Below are 16183 nucleotides of genomic sequence, written 5' to 3'. Positions count from 1 at the left end.
CGCGCGGGGGGCGCCTGCTTAGCGCGCTGCGTTCTCCATCATTCTGGCGACGTCGGCCGGCAAAGTCTTCGGCGTACCCTGGTCCTGCACGTCCCATTCCTCCCCACCGGTGAGCAGCCACAGGCGCACGGTGTCGTTGGCGGCGTGGACCACGACGGCAGCGGCCTCCGTGCCGCCCTCGTGCTGCCGGTTGCCGGTGATGTAGAGCATGGAGCCGTCCTGACGCAGGGGGCCGCTCACCTGCAGGTTCTCCAGCAGCACGTTGTAATTGGTCGGACCGAGCAGCCCGCGCAGCCGCTCGGCCAGCGGGCCGGCGCGCAGAAAGTCTGCGCCCCCCACCGGATAGTTGCCCACCTGGGTTTGCAGGTTGGCCCAAGGGTTGGCCGGTGCGGCGGATGCGACCGTGGGCACGGGGCGCACGGCCTTGGGGGACGCGGTGGGCGCCGTGCCGCCGCAGCCTGGCAGCACGAGCAGCAGGGCCAATGGAAGGGAGGCCAGCACGGCGCGGCACACAGGGGCTGGAGAGACCAGGCGCATGATCGGGGGCTTCTTTCTGAAAAGAGCAGCTGGACAAAAAGGTGTGCGAGCTTAGCCTGTCCGGCACCTGCGGACCCGCGCCCCTCTAAAATCGCTTCTTTCGCCTTCCAACCGCCATGACAGAACACGCCCGCCCCGTCCGCTCGCAATACGAAGACTTCATGCGCCATGTGTTCACCCACGGTGTGCACAAGTCGGACCGCACGGGCACGGGCACAACGAGCGTGTTCGGCCACCAGATGCGGTTCGATTTGAAGGAAGGCTTTCCGCTCGTCACCACCAAGAAGGTGCACCTGCGCTCCATCATCCAGGAGCTGCTGTGGTTCCTCACGGGGTCGAGCAACAACAACTGGTTGAAAGAACGCGGCGTCACCATCTGGGACGAATGGGCGCGCGAAGATGGCGACCTGGGCCCGGTGTACGGCGTGCAGTGGCGCAGCTGGCCCACGCCGGACGGCGGGCACATCGACCAGATCAGCGACGTCATCAAGACGCTCCAAACCAATCCCGACTCGCGCCGCATCATCGTGAGCGCGTGGAACGTGGCCGAGCTCAACAAGATGGCGCTCATGCCCTGCCACGCGTTCTTCCAGTTCTACGTGGCGCCAGCGCAGGAGCCCGGCGGGCGCGGCACGCTGTCCTGCCAGCTGTACCAGCGCAGTGCGGACATCTTTTTGGGCGTGCCGTTCAACATTGCCAGCTACGCCCTGCTCACCCACATGGTGGCGCAGCAGTGCGACCTGGATGTGGGCGACTTCATCTGGACCGGTGGCGACTGCCATATCTACAGCAACCACCACGAACAGGTGCAGACGCAGCTGGCGCGCACGCCCTACCCGTACCCGGTCTTGAACATCCAACGCAAGCCCGACAGCATCTTCGACTACCAGTACGAAGACTTTGAAGTGGTGGACTACCAATGCCACCCGGCGATCAAGGCCCCTGTCGCCGTTTGACCAGCCAACAGCCCTCTTTGGCACCCCATACCTCTTGAGCCCCAGGGGCAGGCGCAACAGCGCCTTGCCCGCATCCACCCACCCACCACCACGAGCTTTTATCCATGTCTTCCGGCGGATTTCACGTACACGGCCCCCACGACCACGCAGTGGAGCATGCCACCCACGGCCACGGCGACCACACATCGGACCATGGCGCTGAAGGCGGCAACGGCTCGTCCATGAACAAGATCGCCATGTTCACCGCCATCGTGGCGACAGTGGGCGCGATCTTTTCGTACATGGGCGGCGCCACGCAGGCCAACGCCGGGCTGCTCAAGAACGACGCGGCCATCAAGAAGACCGAGGCCTCCAACCAGTGGAATTACTTCCAGTCCAAGAGCACCAAGCAGTCCCTGGCCGAACTGGCCCGCGACCTGGCGCCCGATGAGCGCAAGGCCGGTTACCAGACCAAGGTGGAGCGCTACGAAACCGAGAAAAACGAGATCAAGGTCGTGGCCGAAAAACTCGAAGCCGACGCCCACGAATTCGACCGCAAGAGCGAGGCACAAATGCACCAGCACCACCGCTGGGCACAGGCCACCACGGCGCTGCAGGTGGCCATTGCTCTGGCCGCCATCGCGCTGCTGACCCGGAAAAAATGGCTGGAATACGGCATGTACGGCGTGGCTGCCTTGGGCCTGGGCGTGGGCGCCCTCGCCGCCTTGCACATCTGAAGCCAGGAGGCCCCACCATGCCCGTGCACATCATCTACGCCCGCGCTGCCAACGGCGTCATCGGCAAGGACAACCGCCTGCCCTGGCACATCCCCGAAGACATGGCGCATTTCAAGCAGCTCACCCAGGGCTGCCCGGTGGTGATGGGCCGCAAGACCTGGGACTCGCTGCCCCCGCGCTTTCGCCCCCTGCCCGGCCGCACCAACATCGTGGTCACGCGCCAGGCCGACTGGCAGGCCGACGGCGCCGTGCGCGCTGCCAGCCTGCAAGACGCGCTGCAGCAGGCCACGGCCGGCCAGACTGTGTGGGTGATCGGCGGCGCTCAGATCTACACAGAGGCCCTGCCCCTGGCCGACTGCCTGGAAGTGACCGAGATCGACCAGGATTTCGACGGAGATGCCCACGCGCCCACGCTGGGCGCGGAATGGGCAGAATCTGCACGCAGTCGCCACGTCAGTACCAGCGGGCTGCCGTTCAGCTTTGTGACCTATGTGCGTGCAGGTTGATGCTGCATTTGGCTCAAGTAGCTCATTAATTAATAGCAATTAGCGCTTACCTATCAAGCGCTGGAGGCCAAAAACATGCAAATCTCCACCTGGAACGTCAACTCCCTCACCGTCCGGCTGCCCCAGGTGCTGGCCTGGCTCGCGGCCAACCCGGTCGATGCACTGTGCCTGCAGGAGCTCAAGCTCACCGACGACAAGTTTCCGCACGACGCGTTCAAGGAAGCGGGCTACGACACCGTGACCTTTGGCCAGAAGACCTACAACGGCGTCGCCATCCTGAGCCGCCACCCGATGCGCGACGTGGTGCGCAACATCCCCGGGCACGCAGATGAGCAGGCCCGCGTCATCGCAGCCACGCTGGACACCCCGGACGGCGCGCTGCGCCTGGTGAACTGCTACTTCGTGAACGGCCAGGCCCCGGGCACGGAGAAGTTTGCCTACAAGATGCTATGGCTTGCAGCCCTGCACCGCTGGCTGCGCGAAGAGCTGCTGGCCCACCCGCGTCTGGCGCTGCTGGGCGACTTCAACGTGGCGCCCGAAGACCGCGATTCGTTCGACCCCGTGGGCCTCAAGGACACGATCCACCACACGGTGGAAGAGCGCCAGCACTTCCAGGACCTGATTGGCCTGGGCCTGACAGACACCTTCCGCATGTTCGAGCAGCCTGAGAAAAGCTACTCGTGGTGGGACTACCGCATGCTCGGGTTTCAGAAGAACCGGGGGCTGCGCATCGACCACATCCTGGTGAGCGATGCGCTGCGCGCCAGCGTGACCGCCTGCACGGTGGACCGCGCCCCACGCAAGAACCCGCAACCCAGCGACCACGCGCCCGTGGTGCTCACCATGGCGTAACGGCCCCTGGCGACGCAACCCGCGCGGCAACCAGCTGGAAGCCCGGCCTACACAAAAGGCTGCAAGGAAAATCCTTGCAGCCTTTTGTTTTTGGGGAATCGCCGCGCAAGAAAGCTGCGCCCAGAAATCCCTATGGCCTGTGACCTACGACTTGCGACGCGCCGCGAGCCCCTGAACGGAACCCCAGCGCGCAAGCCGTACCCGATCAGCTGTTGGCGAAAGTGTCGCGCAGGCCACGTACTTCATCGTGGTTGCGCTGCGCGCCCTGGGACTGGCGCTCCACCAGGGACCGCACATCCAGCGGCAGGGTGGCCTTCAAGGCCTTGCGGTAGCGGGCCACGGCAGCGTCCTCGCCGCGTTCGCACTCCTGCAGCACGGCCTTGTCATCGTGCACAGACAGGGCGGACTTCACCGACACCCAGCCCCGGTGCAGCGCGCCCGCCACGGTGCCACCCGACGCGGGTTCTCCACCCAGGCGGCGGACTTCGTGCTCCAGTTCCACGGCGGCAGCCGCACATTCACGCGCATGGCGCTGGAATACGCCCTTGAGTTGCGCAGAATCTGCGTGCTCGGCGCAGGCGGTGAAGCCGTATTCGCCATCGCGGGACGACTCCAGCAGGTCGTTGAGCACATCGACCACGTCTTCGTTGTCCACGATATCCATGGGGCGGTCGTCGTTCAGGCTGGAGCGTGCTACCCGTTCCCAGGCAGCGCGGGCGGCAGGGCGGGCATCCGTCCAGGCCAGGCCATCCGAATGGCGCGCGCGCCAGTCATCGGCAAGGCGGGGCTCCACCGCCTCGAAGTCGCCTTCGTAGCGGCTCACCGAAGACCAGCCCAGCTCGTAGGCGGGGCGGTATTGTTCATAGGTGCGGCCACCCACGTAGTAGGGCTCGCGGTGGAAACTTTCGCGCCAGTAGGCATCTTCCTCGGTGGGGTTGACCGCCTCGGCGGCAGCCTTGCCCGCCAAGCCCCCGGCGACAGCACCAGCCACGCCGCCAATGGCTGCGCCGACCGGGCCGCCGAAGGCACCCGCAGCGGCACCCGCAGCCGCGCCACCCAGGGTAGCACCCACCCCGGTGCCGACGGGATGGGAACCCGGTTCGTTGGTCAAAGGGTCACGGTTGGCATCGTTGAAATCCGACATAGAAGCTCTCCGGTTGGTTGACAGTGCCTTCATTGTTGAAGTCACTTCCGGAGGGCCGGGTCGGCCCATGGAGGGCCTGCTTGTAGGACATCGGGAGGTCGGCCTGCACCGCATCCACCAGAGCAGGCGCACCCGAAAACTACAAATTTAATAGCTGCTAGCGCTTTACCACCAAGCGCTAGGTGCCATTTCAGGCTTCATCGGGGGCATCCAGCCCCAGTTCCTGGATCTTGCGTGTGATGGTGTTGCGGCCAATGCCCAGGCGCTGCGCGGCTTCCATGCGGCGCCCGTGTGTGGCGGTGAGCGCCGTGCGGATCAGGCGCGACTCGAACCGCCGCGTGAGGGCATCCCACACCTCGGGCTGCCCACCCGCCAGCAGCTTCTGCGCCTCGGTCTCCAGCGCCTGCTCCCAGGTAGCAGCGGGGCCAACGGCAGCACCCATTCCCGCAGCCACAGGGACCTCGGCGGAAGGCCAGTGTGCCGCAGCTCCAGGGGCAGGCACGCCGCCCACCGGTGGCTGCGCGGTGGCAAAGGCTGGTTGCAGCCCCCCGACCATTTCCACGGGCGGTGCAGGAGCGGCCTGCACGGCTGCGACCGCAGCAGCAGCCGGCTCGCTGCCGGGTCGCGGTGCAGGCTGGTAAAGGGGCGCTTCCAGCACCTCGGGCGGCAGGTCCTGCAGCGAGATGACCTGGGCGGGCGCCATCACCGTGAGCCAGTGGCAGATATTCTCCAGCTGGCGCACGTTGCCCGGAAACGCAAACTGTTCCAGCCGTGCAATGGCCGAATCGGCAATGCGCTTGGGCTCCACGCCGAGCTGCCGCGCGCTTTGCTGCAGGAAGTGGCGCGTGAGCACGGGCACGTCTTCATGCCGCTCGCGCAGCGCGGGCAGCCGCAGGCGGATGACGTTGAGGCGGTGGAACAAGTCCTCGCGGAACCCACCCTCCTTCACGCGTTTTTCCAGGTCCTGGTGGGTGGCGGCGATCACGCGCACATGGGCCTTCACGGCCGCATGGCCACCCACACGGTAGAACTGGCCGTCAGACAGCACGCGCAGCAGGCGCGTCTGCAGGTCGAACGGCATGTCGCCGATTTCATCGAGGAATAGCGTGCCGCCCTCGGCCTGCTCGAAGCGGCCGCGCCGCTGCGTCTGCGCACCGGTGAAGGCGCCGCGCTCGTGGCCGAAGAGTTCGGATTCCAGCAGATCCTTGGGGATGGCTGCGGTGTTGATGGCGACAAAGGGCCCATCGGCGACCGGCGAATGCTTGTGCAGCGCACGCGCCACCAGTTCCTTGCCCGAGCCCGATTCGCCGGTGATGAGCACCGTGACCTGGCTTTGGCTCAGCCGGCCGATGGCGCGGAAAACATCCTGCATGGCAGGCGCCTGGCCCAGCATCTCCGGGGCTTCCGCCTGGCGCTCTTCGGTGACTTCCTCGCGCTGGCTTTCTTCCACCGCGCGGCGGATCAACTCCACCGCCTTGGGCAAGTCGAAGGGCTTGGGCAGGTATTCGAATGCGCCGCGCTGGAAGGCCGACACGGCGCTGTCCAGATCGGAGTACGCCGTCATGATGATGACGGGCAGGCCGGGCTGCAGTTCGCGGACTTTCTCCAGCAGTTGCAGGCCCGAACCGCCAGGCATGCGAATGTCGCTCACCAGGACCTGGGGGCCCTGCCGCGCAGGGTCGCCGGGGGTGATGTCGGCCAGCGCATCGAGCACTTCGCGGGGGTGCGTGAAGCTGCGCGTGGGCAGGTTCTCGCGGGCCAGGGCCTTTTCGAGGACGAAGCGGATCGAGGGGTCGTCATCTACTATCCAGATCGGCTTCATATGTTTTTCTTACCTTCCCTGTGGTTGCGTGTCAGGGACCATCGTGCGCTGCCAAGAACCTGTTCAATATCTTTTTGGAGTCGCACAAGTGCTTTGCCGGGATGGAATGCTAGGCGCGGTGCGCCGCCGATAGCCCGTGCTATCGGCAAACTCCGCAACGCCGCAGACCGCCCGGCAAGGCACTTGCCCGAAGGGTTGGAGTGCAATCGGGCGATTGGAAGCCTCGACTGCTTGCATGGGCTTAAGCCCATGCGGCGCATTCGAAGCATCCACTCATCCCGATTGCACTCCAATGCGACCTCCAAAAAGATATTGAACAGGTTCTAGGGCAAGGGAATCAGGATGCGGAAGTCGGTGCGACCCGGTACGCTGTCGCATTCGATCAACCCATGATGGCGCTGCACGAAGGTTTGTGCCAACGTGAGCCCCAGCCCTGACCCGCCATCCCGACCCGATACCAGAGGGTAAAAAATACGCTCCTTGATCGCGTCGGGCACGCCCGGTCCGTTGTCGATGACATGCAATTCCAGTGCCAGCCGATAGCGCTGGCGACCAAACGTTACTTGTCGGGCCACGCGGGTGCGCAGTGTGATCGTCGCATCCCCCTCAGCAATGCGCTCGGTCAGCGCCTGGGCCGCGTTTTGCACGATGTTCAACAGCGCCTGGATGAGCTGGGCACGGTCACCCCGGAACTCGGGGATCGAGGTGTCGTAGTCGCGCAGCACCTTGAGGCCCTGCGGGTATTCGACCAGCACCAGGGACCGCACCCGCTCGCACACCTCATGGATATTGACGTCGCCCACGAGGTGCGGGTGGCGGTGCGGCGCCAGCAACCGGTCCACAAGGCTTTGCAGGCGGTCGGCCTCGTGGATGATGACCTGGGTGTATTCCGTCAGTTCGCGGCTTTCGAGTTCCATCTCGAGCAGCTGTGCAGCGCCGCGAATCCCGCCCAGCGGGTTCTTGATCTCATGGGCCAGGTTGCGGATCAGCTCCTTATTGGCCTGTGCCTGGTCCAGCAAGCGCTCTTCACGGTCCTGGCGGGCCTGCTGCTCCAGTGGCCACAGCTCCACCAGGATTTCGCCAACCTGCTCGGCGTCGGCCACGCTCACATGCACGGGCACCGGGTCCTGGTGCTGGCGCTTGAGGCTTGCTTCATACCGCAAGGCCGCAAAGTCCTTGCCCCGGGCACCGGCGAGTGCCGTCTGCAGCAAGGCGGGGTCGGTGAAGAAGGTGGAGAAGTCCACGCCCTCCAGGGTCCGGCGCGACAGGCCCAGCGCATTCTCCAGCGCCGCATTGGCGAATTGCACTGCGCCATCGGCGCGCAACACCGCCACCAGAGTGGACATGAGGTCCAGCGAATGAAAGCGCCCCGTGTCGGAGGTCGGGGCTTCAGTAAAGGGCGAGGAACTCACAAGCGTGCCAGGCTAGTAAAAAAGGGGGGGTCAGTTGGCCGGAAGACGGGCGATTTCGCGCTTGATGCCTGCGATATCACTCTCGCTGCGTGCCACGCTGGCCTTGAGTTCTGCCGTACGTTCCATGTAGCGCTGGGGGTTGCGCAGATCCAGCGCATTGCGTTCAGGCGCGCCGCCGTTGTATTCCTTCACCAACTCGGCATGGCGTGCCTCGGCCTTGCGCAACTCGGATTCGAGAATGGCCCGGGCATCGGCATCGCGGGCCTTTTGGTCGTTGTTGTTGACGCGGGGCGCAGACGGTGGCGACGCCGGGGACGCTGTACCCGCCCCCGCTGCAGGGGCTGCCGCAGCGGCGCCCGCGGGCCGGGTGCCCTGGACCACGGTGACATTGCCCCCCTCTACCAGCTTGCAGCCGCGCTCCTTGGCCTGCTGGGCATTGTTGGTGTATTCATTGCCACAGCGGTAGATGCGGTCTTGCGCCCACGCGGCGGGAGCCGTCGCGGCGATCAGTAACAGGGTGATGAGCGTTTTCTTCATTCGGTTTCCTCGCACTGCCATGCAGGGGTTCGGGGGAGTATCCCCCAATCGCCACGCATCGCCAATCCAACACCAGCGGCCCCGGACGGGCCTTTGTACAAGGATGCAACGGCCCAGCCACTGGTTCCGTTTCAAAAGTCCCAGGTCCTTGTGCGCAATAAAAAAGGCGGCCTGAGCCGCCTTTTGGAGAGTAATTGCCTTCTGGCAGGCAATTACAGGGAGTAGTACATGTCGTACTCGACAGGGTGAGGAGCCATGCGGAAACGCGTGACTTCGCCCATCTTGAGGTCGATGTAGGCATCCAGCATGGAGTCGGTAAAGACGCCACCCTTGGTAAGGAAACCACGGTCCTTGTCCAGATAGTCCAGCGCTTGGTCCAGGCTGTGGCACACGGTAGGCACCAGCTTGTCTTCTTCGGGTGGCAGATGGTACAGGTCCTTCGTGGCGGCTTCGCCGGGATGGATCTTGTTTTCCACACCATCCAGGCCGGCCATCATCAGGGCCGAGAAGCACAGGTAGGGGTTGGCCGATGGATCGGGGAAACGCGCTTCGATGCGGCGGCCCTTGGGGTTGGCCACATACGGAATACGGATCGAGGCCGAGCGGTTGCGGGCCGAGTAGGCCAGCTTCACAGGGGCTTCGAAACCGGGCACCAGGCGCTTGTACGAGTTCGTACCTGGGTTGGTGATGGCGTTCAGGGCACGTGCATGCTTGATGATGCCGCCGATGTAGTACAGCGCGAAGTCCGACAGGCCGGCATAGCCGTCGCCTGCGAACAGGTTCTTGCCGTCCTTCCAGATGGACTGGTGCACGTGCATGCCGGAGCCGTTGTCGCCAGCGTAGGGCTTGGGCATGAAGGTGGCGGTCTTGCCGTAGGCGTTGGCCACGTTCCAGACCACGTACTTCAGGACCTGGGTCCAGTCGGCGCGCTCGACCAGCGTGCTGAAACGCGTGCCGATTTCGTTCTGGCCAGCGCCTGCCACTTCATGGTGGAACACTTCGACCGGAATGCCCAGGGATTCGAGGATCAGGGACATTTCAGCGCGCATGTCTTGCGTGCTGTCGACGGGAGGCACGGGGAAGTAGCCGCCCTTGACGGTGGGACGGTGGCCGCGGTTGCCGCCTTCGAGCTTGGCACCCGAGTTCCAGGGGGCTTCGTACTCTTCGATCTCGAACATGACCTTGCCAGGTTCGTTGGACCAACGCACGCCGTCGAAGATGAAGAATTCTGGCTCTGGGCCGAAGAAAGCGGTGTCGCCCAGGCCGGAGGCCTTCAGGTAGGCTTCAGCGCGCTTGGCGATGGAGCGTGGATCGCGGTCGTAGGCCTTGCCGTCACCGGGTTCGATCACGTCGCACTGCAGGAACAGCGTGGTTTCTTCAAAGAAGGGGTCGATGTTGGCGGTGCTGGGGTCGGGCATGAGTTGCATGTCCGAGGCTTCGATGCCCTTCCAGCCGGCTACCGAGGAACCATCAAATGCATGGCCGGACGTGAACTTGTCTTCGTCGAAGTGGGAAACTGGCACGGTCACGTGCTGTTCCTTGCCACGGGTATCGGTGAAACGGAAGTCAACGAACTTGACTTCGTTCTCCTTCACCATCTTCATCACGTCTGCAACGGTCTTGGCCATCAGGTTCTCCTGGATAAAGCGCTTGTTGAAAAAAGGAATTTGCCGATATAAAAGCAGTTTGCGTGCCAGCCGGGTGCAGCCGCCGCACTATGAAGGAGCACTACGGACTGCGAGCCGATGGGGCATCCGTCAGATTGCACCAATACAGTGCAATCCACCCATTAAGACCAGACATCACAAGTTGCGCACCAATTCGGGGCCACAGTTCGCACCAAATTCGTGCAGTCCGTTTTTCAGATCCAGCCATGCGGCCGGAACCAGGGAAGCAGGACCTTTGACGCCCAGTTCGATGTGCCGCCCGTATTGTGGATGATCCACGCTGGGCAAACTGAACACCCGGACCTCGGGGTGCGTTTTTTCGATGTGCTCCATGAGGGGTGTCAAAGCCGCCTCCATCGCCCCATAGACCACCACCGACTGCTCGGTCTGCGGTGTGCGATTGAAAAACGCCGCGTAGTGGTGGTCCAGCACCCCTTCGATCATGGGCCAGGCCATGACGGGGAAGCCGGGCACGAAATGCACCGTTCCACCGCCCTCCCCATTGCAGCTGAAGCCGGGGATTTTGTTATAGGGGTTGGGAATGATGCGGGCGCCTGCCGGAAACACCCCCATGTTGAGCCGGTGCACGTTGTCAGCGCGGTCCGGTTCGTACAGCACACCCTGCTCCCGCGCGACGTCCTGCATGCGTTCACGGATCAGCGCCTCAGCTTCAGTGTGCAGTACGAGCTCCCGGCCCAGCGCGCGCGCCGCGCACTGGCGTGTGTAGTCATCGGGCGTGGCCCCAATGCCGCCGCAGGAAAACACCACATCGCCCGAAGCGAAGGCGCGCTGCAAGGTGGCCGCAATGCGATCCGGGTTGTCGCCCACATAGTCGGCATAGGCCAGCGAAAGCCCGCGCGCTGACAGCAGTTCGATGACCTTGGGCATGTGTTTGTCAGCGCGCTTGCCGGACAGGATTTCATCACCCACGATGATCAAGCCGAAGGTAGGGGTCATGGTGTAGGGGTTCCGTTGACAGGAGACTCTGGGGCGGGAAGATGAGCTGGTGCCGGAGCCACAAGCGCCTGCGTGGCATGCACCGGCTGCTTTGTTTCGACAGCCGCTACGGTAGGGACGTCAGCGGGAGCCCTGCTGTCGCCCTCTGCCCGCAAACGTTCGAGCGCCGCCAGACAATAGTGCGTGAACCACAGCGACGAAAAGGCAAAAACCAGGGTGTAAATCCAGATCGCCAGTGGCACGAGAACAAAGAACGCTGCGGCAAAAACCACGCCCGAGGCCCACACGATGCTGGGAGCAGCCCCCAGATAGCCCGTCAGGATGCCAATGCCCAGCAGGCTGCTGCGATGGCGGCGGAAAAGCTCCTGCCGCTCCTCCTTGCTCGCATGCTCGGCCAGCGCATCAAACGCCATCACGCGGTAGGTCAGCCAGCCCCAGATCAACGGGGGCAGAATGAGCACCAGCGGCGGTACCAGCCACAGGGGCACCGATACCACCAGGGCAATCAATGCCAGCACCGTGGAGCTGACCGACCAGGCGACGCTGGCGATGAACGACCCACCCTTCTTGCGCTCCAACATCGGGAAACGCCGATCGGCCACCAGGGCCACCAGTGCAGGTGTCATGAGCACCGCCACCACCAGCAGCGAGACCACCACCAACGCGGGCGCCACGGCCAGAACCACCATGAGGGGAGCCACGACCGAGGTGATATCCCCCAGCCCCCAACCCTGCAACCAGTTCCAAAAGCTGGCCAGGAGCGAAGAAGCATCCAGCAGCGTGCGCATGCCCTGCACGGCCCCATCCCAGTACAAATAGCCCAGCCCCAACGCCAGCGCCACCATCAGCAGCAACGGCAAGCCGGACAAGGCCACCACGCGGGGCCGCAGGCAATAGGCGGCGGCGCGCCAGAAAGAATCGAGCAAGAGTCCCATGCCGGCAAGCATACCTTCTTGACCGCGGGGAGGGGCTTTCAAGCCTTGCCCAGCAGCCTCAGCACCCCCCGCCATTGCTGGGACCAAAAGCCCCCGCCATAGTCCCGCAACCGCCCGTCCGGCCCCGGCTCCACCTGATCGCGCACCCCCGTGGGATCAAAGCGCAATTCAAAATTGGCAGTGCGCATCAGCATGTCCCACCAGGGTAGCAATACGCCAAAGTTGTGTCCCCCCAGGACCACGCGGTACTTGGCATCTTGCGCCGCGGCAGCCTCCCCCGACAGTGGCTTGACGGTTTCGTGGCCTATTCCAACGCTGTGGTGCAGCCGGTGAAAACGCGGGCTGATCCACAGCCGCTCGCCCCAGTGGCCAAACCAGAGCCGCACATTGGCGTGTTGAAAGCTCTCGCTGAGCTGCGTAATGGCCACAATTGCGATGAACTGCCCAGGCGCCACCCCGATGAGCTGCGCCACCACCACCAGGATGGTGTCGCGCAACAGGTCATCCAGCAGATGGTTGCGGTTGTCGCTCCACATGGTCATCTGGCGCTGCGCATGGTGCAAGGAATGCAGGCGCCACCACCATTCAAAGTGGTGCTGCCCACGGTGAATCCAGTAGTCCACAAAGTCAAACACCACCAGGTACAGCAGCAGACTGACCCAAGGCACGTCGGTGAAGCCGGGCCAGAGGCCATCTAGCTGGAAGGTGCTGACGCCCGCCACCCGCAATGTACCGAAGAGAGAGTCCGTCAATGGGTCCACAGCGAGGAAGAGACCCAGGCGGAACAGCCCCAGCCGGTGAATCAGCGTGTAGAGAATATCGGTGCGAATCGTTGCGCGGTCGGTCACGGCCTCCACCGGCCGCCAGCGCTGCAAAGGACCGATCACCGCAGCGATCACCACCAATTGCAGCAGGCCCACAAGAATCCAGCCCGCGGCCTCATAGCCGCTTTCCAGCTGGTTGCCCAGCCCCATGGTGAACATCACTGGCTGCAACAGGCTTTCAAAAAGCCACTGCTGAGCCGCATCAAAACCGTTGCCTAGCCAACCCATTGCATCATGCTCCGTCTATCTCACCACACATGCCCGCTCCCCGGGCGGCATTCGCGACCATGTACTGCGCCAACCCCTGTCAACGGCCTGCCAAAGGCGCGTAATCGGGATGCTCTCGCAGTGTCCGAAAGCAAAATCCTCGCTCCTTGAGTCCGGCGATCAGCGGCTCCAGCACTGCTGGCGCCCAGGGGTCCTTGCGCGACCAGATCCCCAAATGTGCAAGCAGGATGTCGCCACTGCGCACATCCCGCAAAGCCTTGCTCAGCAGCGCCGTATTGCTGGCCTTCTCACTGGGCAATTCATCCCCCAGGAATCCTGCCGGTGACCACCCCACATGCGTGTACCCACATGCATGGGCGCTGGCAAGCAACTGCGGCGAAGTCTTGCCACCCGGGGCGCGAAACAAGGGCAAAGGTGTCTTGCCGGTCACGAGCTTCAACCGATCCGCTGCCCGGGCAATCTCCTTGCAATACCCGGCCGCTGTCAGCACAAAATCCTGCCCCTCGCGCGGTCCGGCCGAAGGTCGAACCCGGAAAGAGGGGGCCTGCGCTGTCCCTAGATCGGCTCGCCAGTAGGTGTGGTCCCAGGTGTGCGATGCAAACTCGTGGCCCTCTGCAGCCCGGGCCCGCCACCAGGAAGCCCAGTGTTCTCCCAGGCTGCCATCCCCTTCCCGGGTGCGCTCGTTGGCAGCGAAGAATGTCACACGGACTTGCTGGCGCGCCAGAACGTCTGCCACCAAAGGTGCCACGGCCATGTGGCCGGTGTCGAACGTCAGGTAAATGGGCTTGTTACAGTCTTTTTGGGCACTAGCGCTTGATACAAAAGCGCTAACAGCTACAAAACATATAGCAAAACGAGCTCGCCAAGCCTTTTCCTGGCAATGTGCGGGTGCCCCGACACCGTGGCCCATCAGCGGGGCGCGTGCTGCAGCGTCCATACGCCATGGGGGGACTTGCCCACCGTGACTTGCCGCACGACCTTCTTGGCCTCCGTGTCCACTACAGAAAGCTTGCGCGCCCAGCGGGAGCTTACGTAGATGAAGCGGCCGTCGGCCGACACTTCCATACAGTCTGGCCCACCGGGCACGGGGTAAGTTTCGACCACCTGCTGGGCGGTCATGTCGATCTTGCTGATGGAGTTTGCGACCCGGTTACTGACATACAGATGCCGCCCATCGCCCGCTGCACGAAAGGCGTGGGCGCCGTTACCCGTCTTGATCTTCTTGATGCTCAAGGGCTCGCGCCCCGAGACATCAAACACCTCGACGCTGTCACTGCCGGTCAGGCCCACAAAAAGGCGCTTGTCGTCTGCGCTGCCATATACGTCTGCAGGCATGGCACCCGTTTTGGTGCGCCACTTGATCGTCTGTGTTGCGATATCGATGGCCACCAGCTCATCGCTGTCCTGCATCGTGGAATACACCGTGGTGCTGCGGCTGTCGATCCACAAATGGCTGGGTGTCCGGGAGGTGGCCACCCGCTGGACGAGGTTCAACTCCTTCCCATCCCAACGGTAGAAATCCACGTGATTCAAGCGATTGGCCGCTGTAATGAACCACTTCATGTCGGGAGTAAACCGCAGATGGTAAGGATCCACAATGCCCCGGACCGTGCGTTGAACCTCTGCGGTGCGCGGGTCCAGGAACGTCAGAGTGTCCCCCAGCGCGTTGGCCACAATGATCGACTTCTCATCAGGCGTGAGGTAGAGATGGTGGGGCTCCTTGCCAGTCGGGATGCGGGCCGTCTCGGTCCAGGTCACCGGGTCAATGACACTGACATTGGCTTCGAGGGAGTTCAGCACAAACAGTGGAGGGGCGGCAGCCAGCGCCCCCCCTATCGAGATCCACAACCCACCCAAGACAGCGCACGTACGTGCAATCGAGAAAATCTTCACAGAACCACTTTCAACAGAGCCCAAGAGTGTAGCTCTGCCCCTGCCAATGCCCAGCGGAAGAACACGTAACATCCTTGACGTAGCGCGGATTCCAATCTGTCAACAGGGTTCGAATCGCCTGATGGAGTGCCCAGTCCATCCCATCGAGCAGTCAGCATCTAGGTTTCTGCCATCTTCGGCGCATGCGGTGGTCTCGTATCGCCCCCCGACACTCGGTGCGGTGACGGCTTAGCCCAATCCCTCAACTCGACTGGGTCAGCAAGCTCAAATCCTCGTGGCTGAGCCACTTCCATTCCCCGGGCTGCAGATTAGCGGGCAACTCCATGGCCCCGATCCGCGACCGATGCAGGCCTTCCACACGATTGCCCACAGCAGCCAGCATGCGCTTGACCTGGTGGTACTTCCCTTCTGTCAGCGTGAGATTCAGCTGATGGCTCGCTGTCTGTTCACAAGCGGCCGCCTTCACCGGTTTGGGGTCGTCGTCCAAAACCACCCCCGCCAGCAAGCTCGATATCTGCTTTTCGTCCACCGGATGTTTCGTTGTGACCTGATACACCTTGGGTACGTGTTTCTTGGGGGAACTCATGCGGTGGATGAATTGCCCATCGTCGCTCAACAGCAACAGTCCCGTGGTGTCCTGGTCCAATCGCCCCACCGCCTGCACCCCTTGCACCGCACTTTTTGTAGGCCGCTGCCGCAAAGGTGCTGGCAGCAAGGTGTAGATGCTGGGATAGGTCGAGGGTTTTTGAGAGCACTCTGTGCCTGCCGGTTTATGCAAAAGCACATAGGCTTTGGAGTAATACGGCCAATCAACACCCTGAACGCGCAGTTGAAGACCTTCGGGCTCCAACTCAGCCGTTGCATCAGCACATGGCAAGTATTCCTGCATATCGGATTGCGATTCACACACAAACACCCAGCCCTGCTGAACCAGCCCTGCACAGACACGGCGAGTGCCAAAACCTTGGGAATACAAAATATCTTGGAGCTGCATAGCAATGGGCAGGAAAAGAAAATTCTTGAATCACAAAGCAAAACGCCCTCCTACTCGAACGAGTAGAAGGGCGGTTTGGGCTGTAAGAGCCTGACGATGACCTACTTTCACACGGGAACCCGCACTATCATCGGCGCAAAGTCGTTTCACTGTCCTGTTCGGGATGGGAAGGAGTGGGACCAACTTGCTATGGTCATCAGGCA

At 63.0% G+C, this 16183-nt stretch carries 16 protein-coding genes and 1 rRNA gene; 4 read left to right on the top strand and 13 right to left on the bottom strand.

What is annotated here, in order from left to right:
• Nucleotides 1–18 precede the first annotated feature (18 nt).
• Nucleotides 19–537, bottom strand: a complete 519-nt coding sequence (locus tag IB243_RS15190; RefSeq protein ID WP_192428087.1) for a hypothetical protein — start codon at nucleotides 535–537, stop codon at nucleotides 19–21.
• Between the two features lie 116 nt (nucleotides 538–653).
• On the opposite strand from IB243_RS15190, the gene IB243_RS15185 reads away from it, so the two are divergent.
• The 4 genes from IB243_RS15185 to xth all read left to right on the top strand — a co-directional run bounded on the left by IB243_RS15185 (nucleotide 654) and on the right by xth (nucleotide 3567).
• A complete protein-coding gene (locus tag IB243_RS15185; RefSeq protein ID WP_192428085.1) occupies nucleotides 654–1493 on the top strand; it encodes a thymidylate synthase in 840 nt (279 codons plus the stop codon).
• Between the two features lie 104 nt (nucleotides 1494–1597).
• A complete protein-coding gene (locus IB243_RS15180) occupies nucleotides 1598–2209 on the top strand; it encodes a DUF4337 domain-containing protein (RefSeq protein ID WP_192428083.1) in 612 nt (203 codons plus the stop codon).
• A gap of 17 nt (nucleotides 2210–2226) precedes the next feature.
• Nucleotides 2227–2715: a dihydrofolate reductase gene (locus tag IB243_RS15175; protein ID WP_192428081.1), complete on the top strand. Its 489-nt coding sequence runs from the start codon at nucleotides 2227–2229 to the stop codon at nucleotides 2713–2715.
• A 75-nt stretch (nucleotides 2716–2790) separates the two neighbouring features.
• The gene (xth, locus tag IB243_RS15170; RefSeq protein ID WP_192428079.1) at nucleotides 2791–3567 is read left to right on the top strand and encodes an exodeoxyribonuclease III; all 777 of its coding nucleotides are present in this window, start codon (nucleotides 2791–2793) and stop codon (nucleotides 3565–3567) included.
• A gap of 205 nt (nucleotides 3568–3772) precedes the next feature.
• On the opposite strand, the gene IB243_RS15165 is transcribed toward xth, so the two are convergent.
• From IB243_RS15165 to rrf, 12 genes are all read right to left on the bottom strand, one after another.
• On the bottom strand, nucleotides 3773–4711 hold the full coding sequence (locus tag IB243_RS15165; RefSeq protein ID WP_192428077.1) for a PA2169 family four-helix-bundle protein: 939 nt from the start codon (nucleotides 4709–4711) through the stop codon (nucleotides 3773–3775).
• A gap of 190 nt (nucleotides 4712–4901) precedes the next feature.
• A complete protein-coding gene (gene ntrC, locus IB243_RS15160) occupies nucleotides 4902–6533 on the bottom strand; it encodes a nitrogen regulation protein NR(I) (protein ID WP_192428075.1) in 1632 nt (543 codons plus the stop codon).
• Nucleotides 6534–6856: 323 nt separating this feature from the next.
• Complete coding sequence (glnL, locus tag IB243_RS15155) at nucleotides 6857–7879, bottom strand: nitrogen regulation protein NR(II) (RefSeq protein ID WP_192428457.1); 1023 nt, start codon at nucleotides 7877–7879, stop codon at nucleotides 6857–6859.
• A gap of 96 nt (nucleotides 7880–7975) precedes the next feature.
• Entirely contained in the window at nucleotides 7976–8482 is a 507-nt protein-coding gene (locus IB243_RS15150; RefSeq protein WP_010457745.1) for a hypothetical protein, read from the bottom strand.
• Nucleotides 8483–8694: 212 nt separating this feature from the next.
• Nucleotides 8695–10110: a type I glutamate--ammonia ligase gene (gene glnA, locus IB243_RS15145; RefSeq protein WP_010457743.1), complete on the bottom strand. Its 1416-nt coding sequence runs from the start codon at nucleotides 10108–10110 to the stop codon at nucleotides 8695–8697.
• A gap of 174 nt (nucleotides 10111–10284) precedes the next feature.
• On the bottom strand, nucleotides 10285–11106 hold the full coding sequence (locus IB243_RS15140) for a molybdopterin-binding protein (RefSeq protein ID WP_192428073.1): 822 nt from the start codon (nucleotides 11104–11106) through the stop codon (nucleotides 10285–10287).
• Nucleotides 11103–12041, bottom strand: a complete 939-nt coding sequence (locus IB243_RS15135; RefSeq protein ID WP_225584980.1) for an EI24 domain-containing protein — start codon at nucleotides 12039–12041, stop codon at nucleotides 11103–11105. Before IB243_RS15135 ends, IB243_RS15140 begins: the two co-directional genes overlap by 4 nt.
• 38 nt (nucleotides 12042–12079) lie before the next feature.
• The gene (locus IB243_RS15130) at nucleotides 12080–13093 is read right to left on the bottom strand and encodes a sterol desaturase family protein (RefSeq protein WP_192428069.1); all 1014 of its coding nucleotides are present in this window, start codon (nucleotides 13091–13093) and stop codon (nucleotides 12080–12082) included.
• A 79-nt stretch (nucleotides 13094–13172) separates the two neighbouring features.
• Entirely contained in the window at nucleotides 13173–14003 is an 831-nt protein-coding gene (locus IB243_RS15125; RefSeq protein ID WP_192428456.1) for a polysaccharide deacetylase family protein, read from the bottom strand.
• Nucleotides 14003–14986, bottom strand: coding sequence for a beta-propeller fold lactonase family protein (locus IB243_RS15120; RefSeq protein WP_192428067.1), 984 nt, complete (start codon nucleotides 14984–14986; stop codon nucleotides 14003–14005). Before IB243_RS15120 ends, IB243_RS15125 begins: the two co-directional genes overlap by 1 nt.
• Before the next feature lie 241 nt (nucleotides 14987–15227).
• Nucleotides 15228–15980: a 16S rRNA pseudouridine(516) synthase gene (locus tag IB243_RS15115; RefSeq protein WP_192428065.1), complete on the bottom strand. Its 753-nt coding sequence runs from the start codon at nucleotides 15978–15980 to the stop codon at nucleotides 15228–15230.
• Nucleotides 15981–16068: 88 nt separating this feature from the next.
• Nucleotides 16069–16181 (bottom strand): 5S ribosomal RNA (gene rrf / locus IB243_RS15110).
• Nucleotides 16182–16183 lie beyond the last annotated feature (2 nt).

The sequence above is a fragment of the Acidovorax sp. ACV01 genome, from assembly GCF_014851495.1.
In the GTDB taxonomy this organism is placed as follows: domain Bacteria; phylum Pseudomonadota; class Gammaproteobacteria; order Burkholderiales; family Burkholderiaceae_C; genus Acidovorax; species Acidovorax radicis.
The sequence above is the reverse complement of the archived record's forward strand: the minus strand, read 5'-3'. Positions and strand labels throughout refer to the sequence as shown.

Excerpts from the sequence above, each read along its gene's own strand:
- IB243_RS15130 (WP_192428069.1), bottom strand. The coding sequence starts at position 13,093 with ATGGGTTGGCTAGGCAACGGTTTTGATGCGGCTCAGCAGTGGCTTTTT.
- glnA (WP_010457743.1), bottom strand. The coding sequence starts at position 10,110 with ATGGCCAAGACCGTTGCAGACGTGATGAAGATGGTGAAGGAGAACGAA.
- IB243_RS15125 (WP_192428456.1), bottom strand. The coding sequence starts at position 14,003 with ATGGGCCACGGTGTCGGGGCACCCGCACATTGCCAGGAAAAGGCTTGG.
- IB243_RS15165 (WP_192428077.1), bottom strand. The coding sequence starts at position 4,711 with ATGTCGGATTTCAACGATGCCAACCGTGACCCTTTGACCAACGAACCG.
- IB243_RS15115 (WP_192428065.1), bottom strand. The coding sequence starts at position 15,980 with ATGCAGCTCCAAGATATTTTGTATTCCCAAGGTTTTGGCACTCGCCGT.
- IB243_RS15135 (WP_225584980.1), bottom strand. The coding sequence starts at position 12,041 with ATGGGACTCTTGCTCGATTCTTTCTGGCGCGCCGCCGCCTATTGCCTG.
- IB243_RS15175 (WP_192428081.1), top strand. The coding sequence starts at position 2,227 with ATGCCCGTGCACATCATCTACGCCCGCGCTGCCAACGGCGTCATCGGC.
- xth (WP_192428079.1), top strand. The coding sequence starts at position 2,791 with ATGCAAATCTCCACCTGGAACGTCAACTCCCTCACCGTCCGGCTGCCC.
- IB243_RS15190 (WP_192428087.1), bottom strand. The coding sequence starts at position 537 with ATGCGCCTGGTCTCTCCAGCCCCTGTGTGCCGCGCCGTGCTGGCCTCC.
- IB243_RS15185 (WP_192428085.1), top strand. The coding sequence starts at position 654 with ATGACAGAACACGCCCGCCCCGTCCGCTCGCAATACGAAGACTTCATG.
- glnL (WP_192428457.1), bottom strand. The coding sequence starts at position 7,879 with ATGTCCACTCTGGTGGCGGTGTTGCGCGCCGATGGCGCAGTGCAATTC.
- IB243_RS15150 (WP_010457745.1), bottom strand. The coding sequence starts at position 8,482 with ATGAAGAAAACGCTCATCACCCTGTTACTGATCGCCGCGACGGCTCCC.
- IB243_RS15140 (WP_192428073.1), bottom strand. The coding sequence starts at position 11,106 with ATGACCCCTACCTTCGGCTTGATCATCGTGGGTGATGAAATCCTGTCC.
- IB243_RS15180 (WP_192428083.1), top strand. The coding sequence starts at position 1,598 with ATGTCTTCCGGCGGATTTCACGTACACGGCCCCCACGACCACGCAGTG.
- ntrC (WP_192428075.1), bottom strand. The coding sequence starts at position 6,533 with ATGAAGCCGATCTGGATAGTAGATGACGACCCCTCGATCCGCTTCGTC.